17 protein-coding genes are annotated in these 16603 nt (G+C 62.1%); 5 read left to right on the plus strand and 12 right to left on the minus strand.

Translation table 11 applies throughout. From position 1 onward, the window contains the following. Window positions 1-76 precede the first annotated feature (76 nt). Window positions 77-1003, plus strand: a complete 927-nt coding sequence (ispH, locus tag ACPPVR_RS29875) for a 4-hydroxy-3-methylbut-2-enyl diphosphate reductase (RefSeq protein WP_426610142.1) — start codon at window positions 77-79, stop codon at window positions 1001-1003. Window positions 1004-1041: 38 nt separating this feature from the next. Next, complete coding sequence (gene hpnH, locus ACPPVR_RS29880) at window positions 1042-2202, plus strand: adenosyl-hopene transferase HpnH (protein ID WP_426610143.1); 1161 nt, start codon at window positions 1042-1044, stop codon at window positions 2200-2202. Window positions 2203-2951: 749 nt separating this feature from the next. Here the strand turns inward: hpnH and ACPPVR_RS29885 are convergent. Further along, complete coding sequence (locus ACPPVR_RS29885) at window positions 2952-3308, minus strand: hypothetical protein (RefSeq protein ID WP_426610144.1); 357 nt, start codon at window positions 3306-3308, stop codon at window positions 2952-2954. A 9-nt stretch (window positions 3309-3317) separates the two neighbouring features. Next, entirely contained in the window at window positions 3318-3458 is a 141-nt protein-coding gene (locus ACPPVR_RS29890; RefSeq protein ID WP_426610145.1) for a hypothetical protein, read from the minus strand. A 437-nt stretch (window positions 3459-3895) separates the two neighbouring features. On the opposite strand from ACPPVR_RS29890, the gene ACPPVR_RS29895 reads away from it, so the two are divergent. Beyond that, window positions 3896-4258, plus strand: a complete 363-nt coding sequence (locus ACPPVR_RS29895) for a hypothetical protein (RefSeq protein WP_426610146.1) — start codon at window positions 3896-3898, stop codon at window positions 4256-4258. Window positions 4259-4356: 98 nt separating this feature from the next. Here the strand turns inward: ACPPVR_RS29895 and ACPPVR_RS29900 are convergent, their stop codons facing one another. From ACPPVR_RS29900 to ACPPVR_RS29945, 10 genes are all read right to left on the minus strand, one after another. Then, window positions 4357-4698 carry a hypothetical protein gene (locus ACPPVR_RS29900; protein ID WP_426610147.1) on the minus strand — a complete coding sequence of 114 codons (342 nt, stop codon included), beginning with the start codon at window positions 4696-4698 and terminating at the stop codon, window positions 4357-4359. 238 nt (window positions 4699-4936) lie between these two features. After that, window positions 4937-6490, minus strand: a complete 1554-nt coding sequence (locus ACPPVR_RS29905; protein ID WP_426610148.1) for a DHA2 family efflux MFS transporter permease subunit — start codon at window positions 6488-6490, stop codon at window positions 4937-4939. Beyond that, window positions 6490-7002 (minus strand): isoprenylcysteine carboxyl methyltransferase family protein, encoded by a 513-nt coding sequence (locus tag ACPPVR_RS29910; protein ID WP_426610149.1) that lies wholly within the window; start codon window positions 7000-7002, stop codon window positions 6490-6492. Before ACPPVR_RS29910 ends, ACPPVR_RS29905 begins: the two co-directional genes overlap by 1 nt. Beyond that, window positions 6999-8048, minus strand: coding sequence for a type III polyketide synthase (locus ACPPVR_RS29915; protein ID WP_426616208.1), 1050 nt, complete (start codon window positions 8046-8048; stop codon window positions 6999-7001). Before ACPPVR_RS29915 ends, ACPPVR_RS29910 begins: the two co-directional genes overlap by 4 nt. A gap of 499 nt (window positions 8049-8547) precedes the next feature. After that, on the minus strand, window positions 8548-9297 hold the full coding sequence (locus ACPPVR_RS29920) for a phosphorylase (RefSeq protein ID WP_426610150.1): 750 nt from the start codon (window positions 9295-9297) through the stop codon (window positions 8548-8550). After that, window positions 9294-11261, minus strand: coding sequence for a squalene--hopene cyclase (gene shc, locus ACPPVR_RS29925; RefSeq protein ID WP_426610151.1), 1968 nt, complete (start codon window positions 11259-11261; stop codon window positions 9294-9296). Before shc ends, ACPPVR_RS29920 begins: the two co-directional genes overlap by 4 nt. A 64-nt stretch (window positions 11262-11325) precedes the next feature. Continuing rightward, window positions 11326-12582 (minus strand): hydroxysqualene dehydroxylase HpnE, encoded by a 1257-nt coding sequence (hpnE, locus tag ACPPVR_RS29930; protein WP_426610152.1) that lies wholly within the window; start codon window positions 12580-12582, stop codon window positions 11326-11328. Next, window positions 12582-13421 (minus strand): presqualene diphosphate synthase HpnD, encoded by an 840-nt coding sequence (hpnD, locus tag ACPPVR_RS29935; protein WP_426610153.1) that lies wholly within the window; start codon window positions 13419-13421, stop codon window positions 12582-12584. The genes hpnE and hpnD overlap by 1 nt, the downstream gene beginning before the upstream one ends. After that, window positions 13411-14295: a squalene synthase HpnC gene (gene hpnC / locus ACPPVR_RS29940; protein WP_426610154.1), complete on the minus strand. Its 885-nt coding sequence runs from the start codon at window positions 14293-14295 to the stop codon at window positions 13411-13413. The genes hpnD and hpnC overlap by 11 nt, the downstream gene beginning before the upstream one ends. 193 nt (window positions 14296-14488) lie before the next feature. After that, entirely contained in the window at window positions 14489-14722 is a 234-nt protein-coding gene (locus ACPPVR_RS29945) for a hypothetical protein (protein WP_247496571.1), read from the minus strand. Window positions 14723-15180: 458 nt separating this feature from the next. Between ACPPVR_RS29945 and ACPPVR_RS29950 the strand changes: the two genes are divergently transcribed. Both ACPPVR_RS29950 and ACPPVR_RS29955 read left to right on the plus strand, forming a co-directional pair. Beyond that, on the plus strand, window positions 15181-15678 hold the full coding sequence (locus tag ACPPVR_RS29950) for a hypothetical protein (protein WP_426610155.1): 498 nt from the start codon (window positions 15181-15183) through the stop codon (window positions 15676-15678). Between the two features lie 64 nt (window positions 15679-15742). Then, entirely contained in the window at window positions 15743-16585 is an 843-nt protein-coding gene (locus ACPPVR_RS29955) for a hypothetical protein (RefSeq protein ID WP_426610156.1), read from the plus strand. Window positions 16586-16603 lie beyond the last annotated feature (18 nt).

The raw sequence follows: 16603 nt of genomic DNA on the forward strand, positions 1-16603 counted from the left end.
TTGCAACATTGGCGAGTAGCGGGGTGCCGCCGGGGACAAATGAGCGGATTGGTGCAACTTGCGTGATGGGCGTCCAATGGAAGTTTACCTAGCGCAGCCGCGCGGCTTTTGCGCGGGCGTGGTGCGCGCGATCGAGATCGTGGAAAGGGCCCTGCAGAAGTATGGCCCGCCGGTCTACGTGCGCCATGAGATCGTGCACAACAAGTACGTCGTCGAGAGCCTGAAGAACAAGGGCGCCATCTTCGTCGAGGAGCTGTCCGAGGTTCCACCGAAGGCAGTGACCGTTTTCAGCGCCCATGGCGTCGCCCGCAGCGTCGAGGACGAGGCCGCGGCGCGCGACCTTCCGGTGCTGAATGCCACCTGCCCCCTGGTCACGAAAGTTCACAATCAGGGGAAGCGCTACATCACCAAGGGCCGCACCCTGATCCTGATCGGCCATGCCGGCCATCCAGAGGTCGAGGGCACCATGGGCCAGGTTCCCGGCCCCGTCCTGCTGGTCCAGAGCGTCGAGGATGTCAGGGCCCTGACGCTGCCTACGGATACGCCAGTGGCCTACATCACCCAGACCACGCTGTCGGTCGACGATACCAGGGACATTATCGGGGCTCTCCAGGCCAGATTTACAGATATTCAAGGCCCGGACATCCGGGATATCTGCTATGCGACACAGAACCGCCAATCTGCGGTAAGGGACTTGAGCAAGCTGGTCGACGTGATCTTGGTGGTGGGCGCTGCCAATAGCTCGAACTCGAACCGGCTCCGCGAAATCGGCACTGAGGCCGGCGTAGCGAGTTATTTGATCGCCGATGGCCGCGAGCTCAATCCGGAGTGGTTGATAGGTGCCAGGACTGTCGGCCTCACGGCCGGCGCCTCGGCGCCCGAGGTGCTGGTGGATGACGTGATCGAGGCGCTGCGGCGGATCGGACCGGTGACGGTGTCGGTGCTCCCGGGCCGCGAGGAAAACATCGAATTCAGGCTTCCGGCCCAACTGGCTGCGAGCTGACCTACCCCCGAATTTCAAGCCCAGAAAGAAAACGTGTAATGGCTATCCCATTCTTCAAGGAAATGCGTATCGGCGGCTATTTGCTCAAGCAGAAGATGCTTGGCCGCAAACGCTATCCGCTCGTGCTGATGCTGGAGCCGCTGTTCCGCTGCAACCTCGCCTGCGTCGGCTGCGGCAAGATCGATTATCCGGATGCGATCCTCAATCGCCGCATGACAGCACAGGAGTGCTGGGATGCGGCTGACGAGTGCGGCGCGCCGATGGTGGCGATCCCCGGCGGCGAGCCGCTGATCCACAAGGAGATCGGCGAGATCGTGCGCGGCCTCGTGGCGCGCAAGAAGTTCGTCTCGCTCTGCACCAACGCGCTGCTGCTCGAGAAGAAGCTCGATCTGTTCGAGCCCTCGCCCTATCTGTTCTTCTCCGTGCATCTCGACGGCCTGAAGGACCATCACGACAAGGCCGTGTCGCAGAAGGGCGTGTTCGACCGCGCCGTCTCCGCGATCAAGGCGGCGAAGGCCCGCGGCTTCACCGTCAACGTCAACGCCACCATCTTCGACGGCCATCCGGCCGAGGAGATCGCGAAATTCCTCGACCTCACCGTCGAGCTCGGTGTCGGCGTCTCGATGTCGCCCGGCTACGCCTATGAGCGCGCGCCGGACCAGGCGCACTTCCTCAACCGCACCAAGACCAAGAAGCTGTTCCGCGACGTCTTCGCCATGGGCAAGGGCAAGAAGTGGAACTTCATGCATTCCGGCCTGTTCCTCGACTTCCTCGCCGGCAACCAGGAATACGAGTGCACGCCCTGGGGCATGCCCGCGCGCAACATCTTCGGTTGGCAGAAGCCCTGCTACCTGCTCGGCGAAGGCTACGCAAAAACCTTCAAGGAGCTGATGGACACCACCGACTGGGAGACCTACGGCACCGGCAAGTACGAGAAGTGTGCGGACTGTATGGCCCATTGCGGCTACGAGCCGACGGCGGCGACCGCAGCACTGAACAACCCGATCAAGGCGATGTGGGTGTCGCTGCGCGGCATCAGGACCACGGGTCCGATGGCGCCCGAGATCGACATGACCAAGCAGCGGCCGGCGCAGTACATCTTCTCGGCGGAAGTGCAGAAGCGCCTGTCGGAGATTCGCAAGGACGAAGCCGCCGCCGCACAGGAGAAGGCCGCACGGAAGGCCTCGACCGCCGCGTAAGCGCGCAAGCAACTACCAACGAAACAGGCCCGGTCGCCATCGCGATCGGGCCTTTTCTTTGTTCAGCTCAAGCGCCAGCGGGGAGGCGTGGAATCAATGTGCGGACTGCGCCCCCTCTCCTTCTTGCGGGACTGGACCGCCGTCCTGCAAAAAAGTGCAAAACAACCCCATGCAAAGTAGAGACACGCCAGCCGAACGGCGCCTTGTCCGTTCGGTTAAGCCTTTGCCGCGTCGGATAAATCAGCGGCAAACGGGCAATGATCGGGGATTCCGCGGTGTTGCACCGCAATTCGAGGCGCGCCGTCAGTTCGTGTGCAATTGAAGGCCGGCACTAATTTCGTATTTTACGAATTACGTTTGACGCGCCGGGCAAAACAGAGGCACTATGCCATCGTCGCCCATTCGAAAGCGGCACCGGCCTCTCGCAGCCGCCCGGAAGCCCAAGCCGGCAGCCTGATCCATCACTCCGACCGCGGCGTGCAATACGCTTGCATCGCCTACCGCCAACGGCTCGCGAAACGGTAACGTGTCATGCTAGCACCACCGTCACTGCAATTGCCGTGCTCACTTATCGGGTGCAGTCCAGCACTGCCACCGTAATCCTAGTACTGGAACCGCAATTCAAGCCTCAGGATGGACTTGTTGTAAAGATCACTTGGCGCTCTTGATGGCTTCCGCTGCCAACCCTTCAGAAACTACGAGTTTCAACGGGTCATCATTGACGTAAGCATACGCTTTACGAGACAACTTCACCAGACAGCGAAACCTCCGTTACCGTCTTGAAAGACTATCGCTTCAGGTCCCGAGCGAGCGTTAGGAAGCAGTGATACCTCGATGATCGCGCCATTAGTAAAAAATAACCGGAGCGTTACATCTGCTTCCACAGCTACTCCTCCCACGGTTTTTCCAATTTGACCGCAAAGTGTGTCTCGATAACCGGGCATTCCTAGGCTCAGGGTGATGCCCGAGACAACTACTCGCGGCCAAACAAATAGGTTAAGAAAAGGTCCATCGAATTGAAGTTGCAGATAGTCCTGCACGAAAGTGACGGCGGACAGACACCTCCCCTTCAATCCGATCAGAATCGAAAAGTCTAATTTGTTCATCTGTTCTTCCTATTGCGCCGGGATATGCGCCAAAGGATCGCTATTGGGTATTACACGACCGGTTAGCGGATTTACGGTTTGACCACCGATGTTGTTATAAGCGCCATAACCATTTGGATATTGATAGGGAGAGTTGGGCTGCGAATCCATGAACCGGAATCCGGTCACTCTCGAGTCTAAACCCGACCCGCCTGCGCCACCTTGAAATTGGAGACCAGTTCCGAAGGCCGGTGATTGGGGTCCGGTAGCCCCCTGCGGAACAGGATAGACAGTACCGCCGGGTGACACAATGAAATTGGGCCCCGCTCCCCCGGAGGACGGGCCACCTCCGCCACTCCCAGTTGCCGAAGGCCGTCCGACAACACTCCCTCCGCCAAAGAAGTTATAGGCGCCTAGCGGCGCCGAAACTCCTCCAGGGCCGCTGGACCCACCCCCACCCTCCCACGGTCTTAGCGTCGTTGCTCCCACCTGCATAATGGGTAGACCGGAATTACGGTGACAGTGCACGTAATTGCCGCCAGAAATCAGTTGTCCTCCAGTGCCGATGGTTTGCGCCCGCGTTTGCCTGGCTTTAGAACGCGCCCGGTTTGGCGCTCGATACGGGCGATGAATCGGTCGCCTCCTTTGCAATTCGCAGCGAGCAAGTCGCGGTACAGCGCATAGTCGCCGTCCTCGAAGAACGTACGGGCGCGACCGTTGCCACGCTGGGTGACGTGGCGCGGATGACTGTGGATGACAACACGGGCAAGACGGGCCATGCCGCTACATGCCCGGCAAAGCGGGCGGCGTCAATTGAATGCACTGTCACCGTAATTAATTCGAAAGCGGCACCGGCCTCTCGCAGCCGCCCGGAAGCCGAAACCGGCAGCCTGATCCATCACTCCGACCGCGGCGTGCAATACGCTTGCATCGCCAACGGTTCGCGATCGCGAAACGGTAACGCATCGTGACAACCCCACTGTCACTACAATTAACGTGTCTCACTTCAGCGGTGCAGTTCAGCACTGTCACCGTAATTCGCAACCCTCAGTGAGACAGCCAATCCGACTTAAGCATTGCGCTTGTTGTTAAGCCAAACGATTTCACCAGGATTAGGATCGCGACCCAGATTATCCCACTCCGTAGAAATGCGATTTAACACGTAACTAGAATCCTGATTTTGCCAAGGGATACACCCCGGACCAGAAGAGCTTAAAGTGACAGCCTCTAACCCGGCCGACAACAGCTCGTTGATGATTTGCAGAACCAGTTTCTTGTTTTCGCTCCGCTCTGGAAGGCCAAATTCGCGTCCGACTCTCTTTATAATCTGCCAAAGGCCAACGTAATCGAAACTGGCCGCCTTCGCATAGTCGTCAACTATCTCATCAATCTTTTTCTGATCGGTCATCATTCACCTTACTATGGAAAGTGGATTTTTCCGATGTCTATGCCGGGAATTACGGTGACAGCACTGTCACCGTAATACACCGTAACTATGCTGACGGTTCTCTCGCTGAGCGCCTATCCCTCCCGCGCGCGCGCGCGGTGCTGTTGCTACAGGGTGCCGCGTCGGAGACGAATAGCGGCCGGCACGGGTCTTGATGGCTTGGCGCGTTGGAGGTGGCCTCTCTGCAATGTGGTTTCGTTGTTCAGGGCTGGTCCGTGCCCGCATCAATGTCTTCCGATGGACCAGCCGCGAACGGAATGAGCAATAATCCCAGCAGCGCCGCGCACGCGAGGAGCGCCCAGGCTTCGTTGGCACTGAGTGCGAACGCGGCCTTTTCGACCATGGGACGCAGATAGGCTTCAACCGTGGCATCGGAGACCCCCGCAGGGCGGTGGGTAAACAACGTCAGGTCAAGCCCGATCGCCTGGGCCGCAGTCACATCGCCCGCAATCAGGCGCTCGCGCAGAGCGTCGGCGTGCGGGCCGGTGCGCCCATAAAGGATCGTATCGATCAGCGCGATACCGATTGCGCCCCCGACGTTTCGCATCAGATTGAACAGGCCGCTTGCGTCGGGTACCCGTGATGCGGTCAGCGAACCCAACGCCAGCCGGGTCGGAGGCAGCAGGCAGAACATGATCGCAACGCCGCGCAAGACTTGCGGCCAGAACATTTCCTGGAAGTCGGCGACACGGCTCTCGAATGCACTGCAACCCAGTCCGATCGCGAACAGACCAAATCCCGCCGCCGACAGCCAGCGGGGATCGAACCTGCTTTCCATCAGGCCCGCAATCGGCGCGGCGGCAAGCTGCGCAACGCCGGTGACGAGCATGATCGTGCCGATTTCAAATGCATCATGATGTCGAACATAGGCGAGGAAGACCGGCATGAGATAGACTGAGCCGAACAATCCGATTCCGAGGAAGAAGCTCAATGCGCAACCGATCGCAAACGAGCGAGATCTAAATGTCGACAGATCGACCACTGGATGCGCAGCCCTGAGTGTCCGGATAGCGAAGACAATTGCCGCGGCAGCACTCAAGAGGATCAGGGTAGAGCAGAATGGCGAAAGCCACCCATGTTGCGGGCCTTCCTTCAGGCCGATCTCCAGGCATGCAAGCGAAACCGCAAGAAGGGCGAGAGAAGGCACGTCGAGGGTGGCCAGATCGGAAAACCGGGGTCGTTCGCGCGGGAGCAGCATTGGCGTGGCGAGTGCGGCGACCACGCCGGGGACGACATTGATCAGAAACAGCCAATGCCAGGACCACGTGTCGGTGATCCAGCCACCGACCACCGGCCCGACCGTCGGCGCCAGCACGGCCATGATGCCGGCCATGGTGGTGGCAACGGGATGCAAGCGGATCGGAAATAGCAGGAAGACGGCGGAAAAAACCGCCGGAATCAACATGCCGCCAGCAAAACCCTGAAGCACGCGAAAGCCGACAAGCGTCGTAAAACTGCCGCTGAACGCGCAACCGATGGAGGCGAGGGTAAAGATGCTGATCGCAACAACGAACAGCCATCGCAGCGTCAGAGCGCGCGTAAGCCACCCGGTCAGTGGAATGGCAATGATCTCGGCGATCAGATACGCGGTTTGAATCCAGCTCATCCCCTCTCGCGATATGGCGAGTGTACTCTGGATCGTGGGCAGCGACGTGGCGACGACCTGAATGTCGAGGATCGCCATGAACATGCCAAGGCACATCAGGACGAAGCCAAGCCACGTAGCCGCACCCGGTTCGGTCACCCGTTCAGTCATTATACGCCATGTACAAACGTCTCACGGGATACGGCGAGGGCGCGGTTTTCGGCCCGTATGCGGATCGCGAGAACCGTAGCGTTGAGGATAGTGAAGACGACGGCCAGCAGCGGCAGACCCAGAACCAAAGGGAGCACGGCGATCTCGCCGGCAACCACCGCATAGTTGGGATGCGACAGAAATCGATAGGGTCCCGCTGACACGAGCGGTTGCTCGGGCAAAACAATAATCCGTGTCGTCCATCGTGGGCCGAGCGTCCAGATGACCCAGAAGCGAAGGCACTGCAGGATAAGGTAGCCGGCCAGGGCAACGACATTCACCGGCTGATCGCGTCCGAACACCCACAGCGACACCAGCCAGGCTGCATGAACCGTGATGATCAACGGATAATGCCGGGGTGCCACCTCAACGGCGCCGCGGGCCAGGAGCTTTCGAGTGTTGGCGCGCGAAATCACGAGTTCGCCCACGCGCTGCAGCGTGATGGCGCCGAGAATGAGTTCAGCAGATGTCACGCGGTGTGCCGTAGCGCGACACAGCTCGCGGTGAAGCCGGGCCCGAGCGCCGTCAACAGCGACCGCGCCGGCAGCCCCTTCGCGCGAGCCTGCTCAAGCACGAACAATACAGTTGGTGACGACATGTTGCCAAAGTCGGCTATAATCTCCCGTTCATGGCGAAGCGTTCCCTGGTCGAGCGCGAGCGCGCTTTCCAATGCACTGACAACCTTCGCGCCGCCGGGATGGCAGATGAACCGGTCAATGTCTTCCATCGAAAGGCGCATTCTGGAGAGAATTTCCGTCACGGCGGAGTTGAGATGCCTCGTGACGAAGTCGGGTATGGTGCGTCGAAAGATGACGCCGAATCCTTCCGGGTCGACACTCCATCCCATGATGCCAAGCGTATCCGGCCAAAGGTGTTCGCCGGTAGCCTCGATCTGTGTCGCGCCGCCATCACCCGCGCGCAACACGATTGCAGCCGCGCCGTCGCCGAACAGGCTGACAGCGACGATGTTGGCTTTGGTAAGTTCGTCCAGGCGAAGTGCGAGTGAGCAGAGCTCGATCGTGACCAACAGCACATTGGTGCCGGGCCGCGCTTGGGCGAGGCGCGAGGCAATCGACAAACCCGAAACCCCGCCCGCACAGCCAAGACCAAACACCGGTACACGCATCGCGTCGGACCGGAAGCCCATCCGGCGGGCGACGCGCGCCTCGATACTTGGTGTCGCGATTCCCGTGGAAGTGACGGTCACGACAGCGTCGACATCGCCGCCGGCAAGTTGAGCGCTCGCCAGCGCCTTCTCGGCGACATCGACAAAGAGCGCTTCAGCTCCTTCGAGAAACGCCTCGGTGCGTTCCGGCCAGCCTCGTCGTTCGAGATACCAGTCGAACGGCTTGACGCCGTGACGCTTGACGATTCCGGTATTCGAAAAGATGCTTGAGAACCTTTCGAATTCGGGAAAGCGGGCCCCGAAGACATTCCATGCCGCCGTCAGCACGTCCTCCTGCAAAAACACGTGGGGAGGTACCGACGTCGCCAGGGAGATCAGTGCAGCCGGAGGCATCGGGGATCGTCGTGTTTCTGTCATCAGCATAAGAAACATCGGCGCGGTGCCAATATTTCGACGCTTGTCGGAAATGATCCAGCCGGACACGTCACTTAAACTTGAATAATCACCGCAATTTCGTAATTCGACGAGGGCGGCGTCTTGGTCTTCAGCCGGTTGAGTGCGTCATAGGTGAAGGCGATGGTCTGCCGCAGACATCTTGCGCGTCAGGACATTGTTGTCGGCGTCACAGGGGAAGGCTTCCGGGTTGCCGAGCGGACAGGTCGTCGTAGACCAGGCTTGTGCTGTCACTCCGACAGCTACTGGAACGCGATCGCCTCCTGGAAGAGGATCGGCAAGTGCCGCTCTCATGCAACGTTCGTGAATACCCGCATCCCCCTTCGCTCTTCGAGCTACGGCGGACAAGTCGCTCCATCCAGGCTCCGCCAATCAAAAAGAAAAGGCCCGATCGCAAATGGCGAGCGGGCCTTTTCTTTTGTCAGATCGAAGAAGCCGCTCAGGCCGCTTTGGAGACTATGGCTTCGCTCTCCACGACTTCGGTGCCGATCAGGAAGTCGCGGCAGCCGCGCAAGCTGCGCAGCGCGCGGTTGAAGTCGATGCCGGTCGAGACCAGCGCATGCAGCGTGGTCGGATTGCGCACGATGCCGCGCAGGACGGCGGCAAGATCAATCTGGCCGTTCGGCTTGATCGCGGCACGGGCAAGCGCCGGCAGCGCGCGATGGGCGGGATCGCTGATGACGCGGACCGCGGCGAACGGCAAGCCGGCCTCGGCGGCGTAGGCGGCCGCAATGTGGCTCTCCATGTCGACCGCAGACGCGCCGGTCTCGGAATGCAGCGCGGCCTTGCCGGAACTGCCCGTGACCACCTCTTCGGCGCCGGCGAGGCTGCCGCGCACGACGCGGCGGCGGCCGGAGGTCAGCTTGTCGATGAGGTCGTCACTGAGCGACAGGCCGGCGGCCCAGCGGGTATCGCCCGCGAGCACTTCGGTTGCCACCACGACATCGCCGGAGCGCAGCGTCGGGTCCAGCCCGCCGGCCACGCCGAACGAGATCACGCCGCGAATCGTCTCGGGATCCACCACCGTCAGAAGCGCCCGCAACTGGGTCGGGCTGCTCGACGAGCAAATGACCGCCATTCCGGGCCCAGCCGCGATGCGGGCCTCCTGAACCAGTCCGGTCACAATCAATATCGGCCGCGGGTCAACGGCATATCCCGCGGTAACATAATCCCCCATGCCCAAAGTCACATTCCGACCCCTACCACCCTGCTGTTGGTGTCCCGCAAGTTCCGATACCGCGCCAGCGCCCATAGCGGGAAGAACTTCGGGTAACCATGATAACGCAGATAGAATACGCGGGGAAAGCCTGTGGCGGTATAGTGCTGCTCATCCCACAGTCCTTTTTCGTTCTGTGTTGCAATCAGGTACTCCACGCCGCGGGCGACGGCCGGGTGATCAACCTCGCCAGCCGCCATCAGGGCAAGCAAGGCCCATGCCGTTTGCGAGGCAGTCGAGGGGGCGGCCTCCCATCCCCTGTAGTCCAGGCGGTAGCTGACCGCGTCTTCGCTCCACCCACCGTCCTTGTTCTGGATCGAGGCCAGCCAGGTGGCCGCCTTGCGCATCATCGGATCGGTGTGGGGAACTCCAGCCATGTTGAGGGCGCAGAGCACCGACCAGGTTCCGTAGACGAAGTTCATGCCCCAGCGGCCATACCAGGATCCCTCCGGGTGCTGGGTCTTCCTGAGATAGGCGATCCCGTCAGCGACGTGCTTGCTGGTCTTCTCGGTCTCGCCGAGCTGGGCCAGCATCGAGACGCAGCGCGCGGTGACGTCCTCGGTCGGCGGATCGAGCAGCGCGCCGTGGTCGGAGAACGGAATGTTGTTCAGGTAATATTCGAGATTGTTGACGTCGAAGGCGGCCCAGCCGCCATCGTCGCTCTGCATGCCCTCGATCCACTCCCGGGCACGGTCGATCGCCGCGTCATAACCGGCCGTGCCGTGCTCGCGGCGCATGCGGTCCATCGACATCACCACCACCGCGGTGTCGTCGAGGTCGGGATAATGGGCGTTGTTGTACTGGAAGGCCCAGCCGCCCGGGCGCACGTCGGGCCGCTTCACCGCCCAGTCGCCCTTGACCTCGAGCTCCTGCTTCGGGATCAGCCAGTCGAGACCCCGCTTGGCCGCAGGCACGGCCTGCTCATTACCGGCCTCGAGCAGCGCGTGGGCAGTCAGGGTCGTATCCCACACCGGCGAGACGCAGGGCTGGCAATAGGCCTCCTCCTCGCCGATCACCAGGAGCTTGTCGATGCCCCGGCGCGTGATCGCGCGCGGCGGGAAATTCTCGTCCTTGCCGAGCGCGTCGTACATCATGACGATGTTGGCCATCGGCGGATAGATCGCGCCCATGCCGTCCTCGCCGTTGAGACGCTCCTCGGTGAAGGCGAGCGCAGCATCGATCGCGCGCTGGCGCAGGCTCTTCGGGAACATCGGCTCGACCACACGCAAGATGCCGTCGAGCGCGCGGAACAGCACGAACCAGGCCATGCTCTGGTGCGGCGCTTTCGCGGTCATGCCGATCGAGCGCGGATCCTGGAGGAACAATTCGTCGATGCCGACGCCCTTCGGATTCTTCGCGAGCGGCTTCAGTGCGGCAAGCACCATCAGGGGCACCATGGTGGTGCGCGCCCAATAGGAAATCTTGTTGAGGTGGAACGGCGACCAGAACGGCAGCAGCACGATCTCGATCGGCAGCACCGGCACCGCGCGCCAGGTCACGACGCCGAACATCGCGAGCAGGAAGCGCGTGAAGACGTTGCTGTTGACGGCACCGCCGTGGGAATGGATCGCCTCGCGCGCGCGAACCATATGCGCAGCGTCGACGGAATCGCCGATCATCTTGAGCGCGAAATAAGCTTTCACGCTGGCGCTCATGTCGAACGCGCCGTCATGCACCAGCGGCCAGCCGCCATGGGCGGCTTGAACGCGGCGAAGATAATTTGCGATCTTGGCTTCGAGCACGGCATCGACTGGCTCGGCCAGATAGTGGCGCAGCAGGACGTATTCGGCCGGGATCGTGCAATCGGCCTCGAGCTCGAACACCCAATGGCCGTCGGATTGCTGCAAGCCGAGGACGCCTTGCGTGGCCGACGCAATGCTCGATTCCAATATCTTCGATTCCAAAGCTTCGCGGGCGGTCGCGTTCACGGAATCCATCTGGATCGATTACTCCGATAGTTGATTGCAATTGACCGGGACAAATGCCTGTCAGGGCCGCTCGTCAGTATCCCTTGGCGGCCAGGACCAGATCGGCGGCGCGGTCACCGGACCGGACTGATCCCTCGATGGTTGCAGGCAATCCCGTAGCAGTCCAGTCGCCGGCAAGGAACAGGTTTTTCAGCGCGGTGACCGGGCCCGGACGCAGGGCGTTCTGCGCCGGCGTGGCGGCAAAAGTAGCACGGCGCTCGCGTACGATCTGCCAGGGCGGCAGCTCGCCGGACACACCGCCCGCCTTGCAGACATCGTTCCAGATCGCCTGCGCGAGTTCCTCGCGCGGCATCTCGACGAGACGGTCGCCGTTGCTGATGGTCACCGAGAGCCGGTTCGGGAACGCGAACAGCCATTCCACGACGCCGCCGATCACGCCCAGGATCGGCGCCGAACCCGGCGGCGGCTCAATGCGGAAATGCGCGTTCACGATGGCTCGGAATTCGGTCGGCGTCTTCAGGCCCGGCAGCAAGCTCGCAGCGGAGCGCGGCGGCACCGCCATCACGATGACATCGCCGGCGCCAAGCTGGATCACATCCTCGCCGCCGAAATTCAGCGCGCCGACCTTCCCGTCATTGCTGACGAAGGAACGCAGCTCGTGGCCGAGCTGGACCGAGTGGCCGCGCTCCTGCAAGAACTTCACGGCGGGCTCGATCAGCACAGCGCTGAGGCCGTCACGCGCGATCAGGGGACGGCAGGCCTGTCCGCCCGCAAGCAGGGTCTCGCGCACGATCGCGCCGGCAAGTCCGGCAGAACCCTCGGGCGGATCGACGTTGAGCGCGGCGAGCAGCAGCGGCTGCACCAGGCGCTGGTAGAGCGCGCCTTCGCAGGGAATGGATTTGCCGACCAGCGTCTGCTCCGACGCCCAGATCAGCGGCGCCAGCTTGAGGTAGTCCGTCAAGCCGGTGTCGGGAACACGGCGGCTTTCGTCGAGCACCCAGGTCGGCAGCCGGCCATCGCCGAGATCGATCTGCCAGCGCTGCCCGGTCTTGATATCGACGAACGGAAACTGCGCGCGCTGCGGCCCGACCAGGCCCGCCTCGGTGCCGATGGAGCGCGCATAAGCACGCGCGTGGCTGTTGCCGGACAACAGCAGATGATTGCCATTGTCGATGGTGAGATTGGTGGCGGCGTCGAAATAGGAGCGGCAGCGGCCGCCGGCCTGCTGCGTCGCCTCGTGCACGGCGACCTTGAAGCCGGCATTGGCGAGCCGCACAGCGGCGGAGAGGCCGGAGATTCCAGCGCCGATGATGTGAGCTGTGTTTTGCATCAGATGAAAGCGTAGCGGAACAGGATTGCGAAGCGTGTGACCTTCGACACGCGCACCGGCTCGCGCGGCGCGTTGAAGCCGCGCGCGATCAGCAGGTCCAGGATGGCATGATAGTATTTCGACATCATCCGCGGCGCGCGCACCGCGCGGCGCCTGTTGCGATTCATGATCTCGTCCGACTGCTCGAAATGCGACTTCGCGCGTTGCGCCAGCGGCAAACAGACCTTTGGCAGCGCGCGCTCGACGATCACGCGGTTCGGATCGTTGGAGGTGATGCCGGCATGCAGCAGCGCCTCGCGCGGCAGATAAAGCCGGCCGAGGCCTGCGTCCTCGTCGATGTCGCGCAGGATGTTGGTGAGCTGGAGCGCGCGGCCGAGATGATGGGCGAGCAGAATGCCGTCCTCTTCGGGCAGGCCAAACACCCGCACCGACAACCGCCCCACGGCGCTGGCGACGCGATCGCAATAGAGATCGAGCGTCTCCATGTCGGGCGCGCGGATGTCCTGCGGCACGTCCATCTCCATGCCGTCGACGATGGCGAGGAAATCCTCGCGCTTCAGCCCGAACGTCTTTACGGAGGCGACGTAGTCTTTCAGGCGCGCCGGCGGATGCCCCTGATAGAGCGCATCGATGTCGTTGCGCCACACCTGGAGCGCGGCGAGCCGTTCGTCGCGCGGGCCGTCGGAATCGGCGATGTCGTCGACCTGGCGGCAGAAGCTGTAGATCTGGAACATCGCCTCGCGCTGGTCGCGCGGCAGGATACGCATCGCGGCATAGAAGGAGCTGCCGGATGCGGTCGAGCCATAATCGGCGCCGGGCGTGGTCGCCTCAAGCGTCATGGGCAGTCCCTGGTCTGGAGATGGCCTTGCGACCGATCGCACGGCGGCCGACTTCGCCGATCATGCCGGCGAGGCTGAAGGTGAGGAGCTCGAACTTGTTCAGATGCACGCGTTCGCGCAGGGGATCGCGTACCTTCAAAAGGCGCACGATGCGGTCGGCATAGGCCTGGATCACCGCAACGTCGACGCCGAGGCGGACATCCCTGATCTCCGCGCTCAGCGACTTGCCCTCGGTGAGGAGTGCTTCGTTGCGGACGGCGAGCGCCTGAAGGCAGGCCAACATTGCCGGCGGCGACTCCGTGAGCCCAAGCTGCTCGACCGAGGCGCCGCTTGCGGCCAGCGCGTCACGCGGCAGATAGACGCGATTGAGCTCGCGAAAATCCTTACCGCAATCCTGGAGGTGGTTGTTGATCTGGAGAGCCGCGCAGAGCGCATCCGACGCGGTCCAGGTCGAGGTGCTCTCGCCATGGACGTCGAGCATGAAGCGGCCGACCGGCATCGCCGAATAGCGGCAATAGTGGATCACCTCGTCCCAGGTCTCGTAGCGCAGCTTGGTGACATCCATGCGAAACGCGACGAGCACGTCGAGCGCGTGGCGCGGCGCCATGCCGCGTTCGGCGAGCGCGCGCCGCAAGGCGACGGCTTCGGCCTGGGTGTCGCCCTTGCCGAGCAGTTCCGCCTCGAACAGGTCGAGATAAGCGAGCTTCTGGTCAGGTGGCAGTGTTGCGTGGTCGGCGATGTCGTCGGCGGTGCGGACGAAATTGTAATACGCCAGGATCAGCGCGCGATGACGTGGGTGAATGATCCAGGACGCGACGGGAAAATTCTCGTCGCGGTCACCCTTACCGGATCGCAATTCGCTCGCAGAGGTCATCGAGGGCTGGTCAACAATCGTTTGGACAGGAGGGCATTTTTCGCCCGCACGGGCTCACGCCGGCGGGTGCCGCCGCGGCCCCCATATAGGGGAATACGGCCGCAAAACCAATCCTGTCTGTCGATGGCTGCCCTACCGGATCCGGGCCCGAAAAGGCGGCCCGGGATCCGCTTTTGTAGGCCAGCGGCCGAGCTTACTGGTTGTGGTTCTTCAGGACCTGGTCGCAGGCCTGCGAGATCTTGGCCCGGTTCTCTTTGAGGCAGGCCAGGATCGTGAAATCGCCCTGGTCGATGACCGGACGGCAAAACTTCTGCACGTCGCGCGTGCAGGCCTTCTGCTCGGAGTCCGTGCCACGTCCCTGCTGGGCGAACGCAGCCGTAGAGAGGGATGCCGACAGCAGGGTGAGAGCGACGAGAAGCTTACGCATTGTATTCCTTCATTCTGACGGCAGAATCGCACCAATCCCGGACACCACAAGGTGGACGACGGGAACAGATTGTTCTGATGGCAAGTTGCCGCGGAAACAGCGACACCGGAGAAGGCACAAGCGCTGGTAAATGCGGCCAAATTGGCGCCACCCTTACCAGATCAGGTCTTCTCTCGGTCTTCATTGGCAGATGTAAGAGGTTGATACTACGTCATAATTCGGGCAGGCGGCGTTTTGCAGGGCACCTGTTGCAGCGCTGCATCTGTCCAATCCGCGTTTTCGGCCAGAAACATACAGAAACGGACGGAATCCAGCGGCAGACCATGGCAAGAGCGCTTTGCGCGCCTGACATCGTGGCGGGTTAGGCTTGAACCTGACACGGGCTCGGAACACTAAACTTTCGATGTGGCGAGACGTTCTGTCATGAGCGGGCGTCGTTCCAAAACGGGATATTTATGATGAAATTCTTTGGACGATCTGGACAGGCGATCAAGGCGGCCGGCATTGGGGCGGCGCTGCTCTTCTCGGTTTCGGCGAGCCACGCTCAGTCGTCCGGGCCGTTTGCCGGTTTCGACGGCGCGTGGACCGGCACCGGCACGGTGGCGCTGTCCGACGGCTCCACCGAGCACATCCGCTGCAAGGCGGACTACAAGGTGGGCGGCACCGGCCTCAACCTGAAGCAAGCCCTGCACTGCGCGTCCGACAGCTACAAGTTCGACCTCACCAGCGACGTGACCAGCCAGGGCGACCGAATCTCCGGAAATTGGAGCGAGGCCAGCCGCAACATCTTCGGCAATCTCCAGGGCACCGCCGGCGGCGGCCAGATCGACGTGTTCGTCGAGGCCAACGGTTTTGCCGCGAACCTGACGCTGCGCACCAACGGCACCAAGCAGGAGGTGCAGATCTCCTCCAAGGGCGAGATCCGCGGCGTCAACATCACGATGACGAAGGGCTGATCGCCCTTCCCGAAGAATAAGGAACAGGCCCCCGGTTTTCGCGAGCCGGGGGCTTTTTGCTGACATGGATGAATTTCGCAGACACCTGCTTTGGGGATTGGGGCTCTTCGCAACTCACCGTGCGTGGGCCAACGATCAACTGTCAGTCCATGGAGCGGACATGCAGCCTTCATCAGTCAAGCCGCGCCACGTGCTCTGCTTCCTCGGCAAGGATGAAAGCCTGCTGCGTCCGCGGCAGGCGGCAGCAAAGACCATCGCGGATTTCGGCTTCGAGATCGATCGTACCTATTCGCAAGCCAAGCCCGATCCGCACATGGAGCGATCGTTCGGCGTCTGCTGGGATCGCGTCTTTCCCGATGCATGGTCGCCGGCCGACGAAGCGGCCGTGGCCAACCACAAAGCAGTACTCTACGTGCTGAGTCCGCCGCTGGAGCAGCAGAAGGCGGTCCCTTATTCGGCAGCAGCCTTGCGCTTCGTCGAGGAGATGATCGAGGCCGGCGCTACTGCGGTGAAGGGCGAGAGCGCGGGCGTAGCCCACGGCCTCAAGCGATGGATGCAGCTCGCCGACGAATGCAGGGCGGCGGCGGAGACGAAACAGGGCCTCGCCGTGACCGCAGCCATGAGCCGGACCTGCCGCCTCGCTTTCGCGAAGCGTCCACTCGGCGGCAAAATCTACAACGAAAGCGTCGGCTTCCATCTGGTCGGGCTGCCGGAAGTCTATGTCGCGAAGTCGCGTGGCGGCGACCGGGATGCGGTGAAGCTCATGGACGAGATCGCCGACGAGATGTCCGAGCGCGGGATCGACGCGACGCTCCACGATCGCAAGCTCGGTCTCTCGCGGGAGACGGCCTACGCCGAGGACGATTTCAAGTTCAATCCTTACGGGATCGTCCACGTCGACGCGTGATCGTGGGGCGGCGTGTGC

Origin of the sequence: Bradyrhizobium sp. McL0616 (assembly GCF_049993385.1) — a bacterium.
In the GTDB taxonomy this organism is placed as follows: domain Bacteria; phylum Pseudomonadota; class Alphaproteobacteria; order Rhizobiales; family Xanthobacteraceae; genus Bradyrhizobium.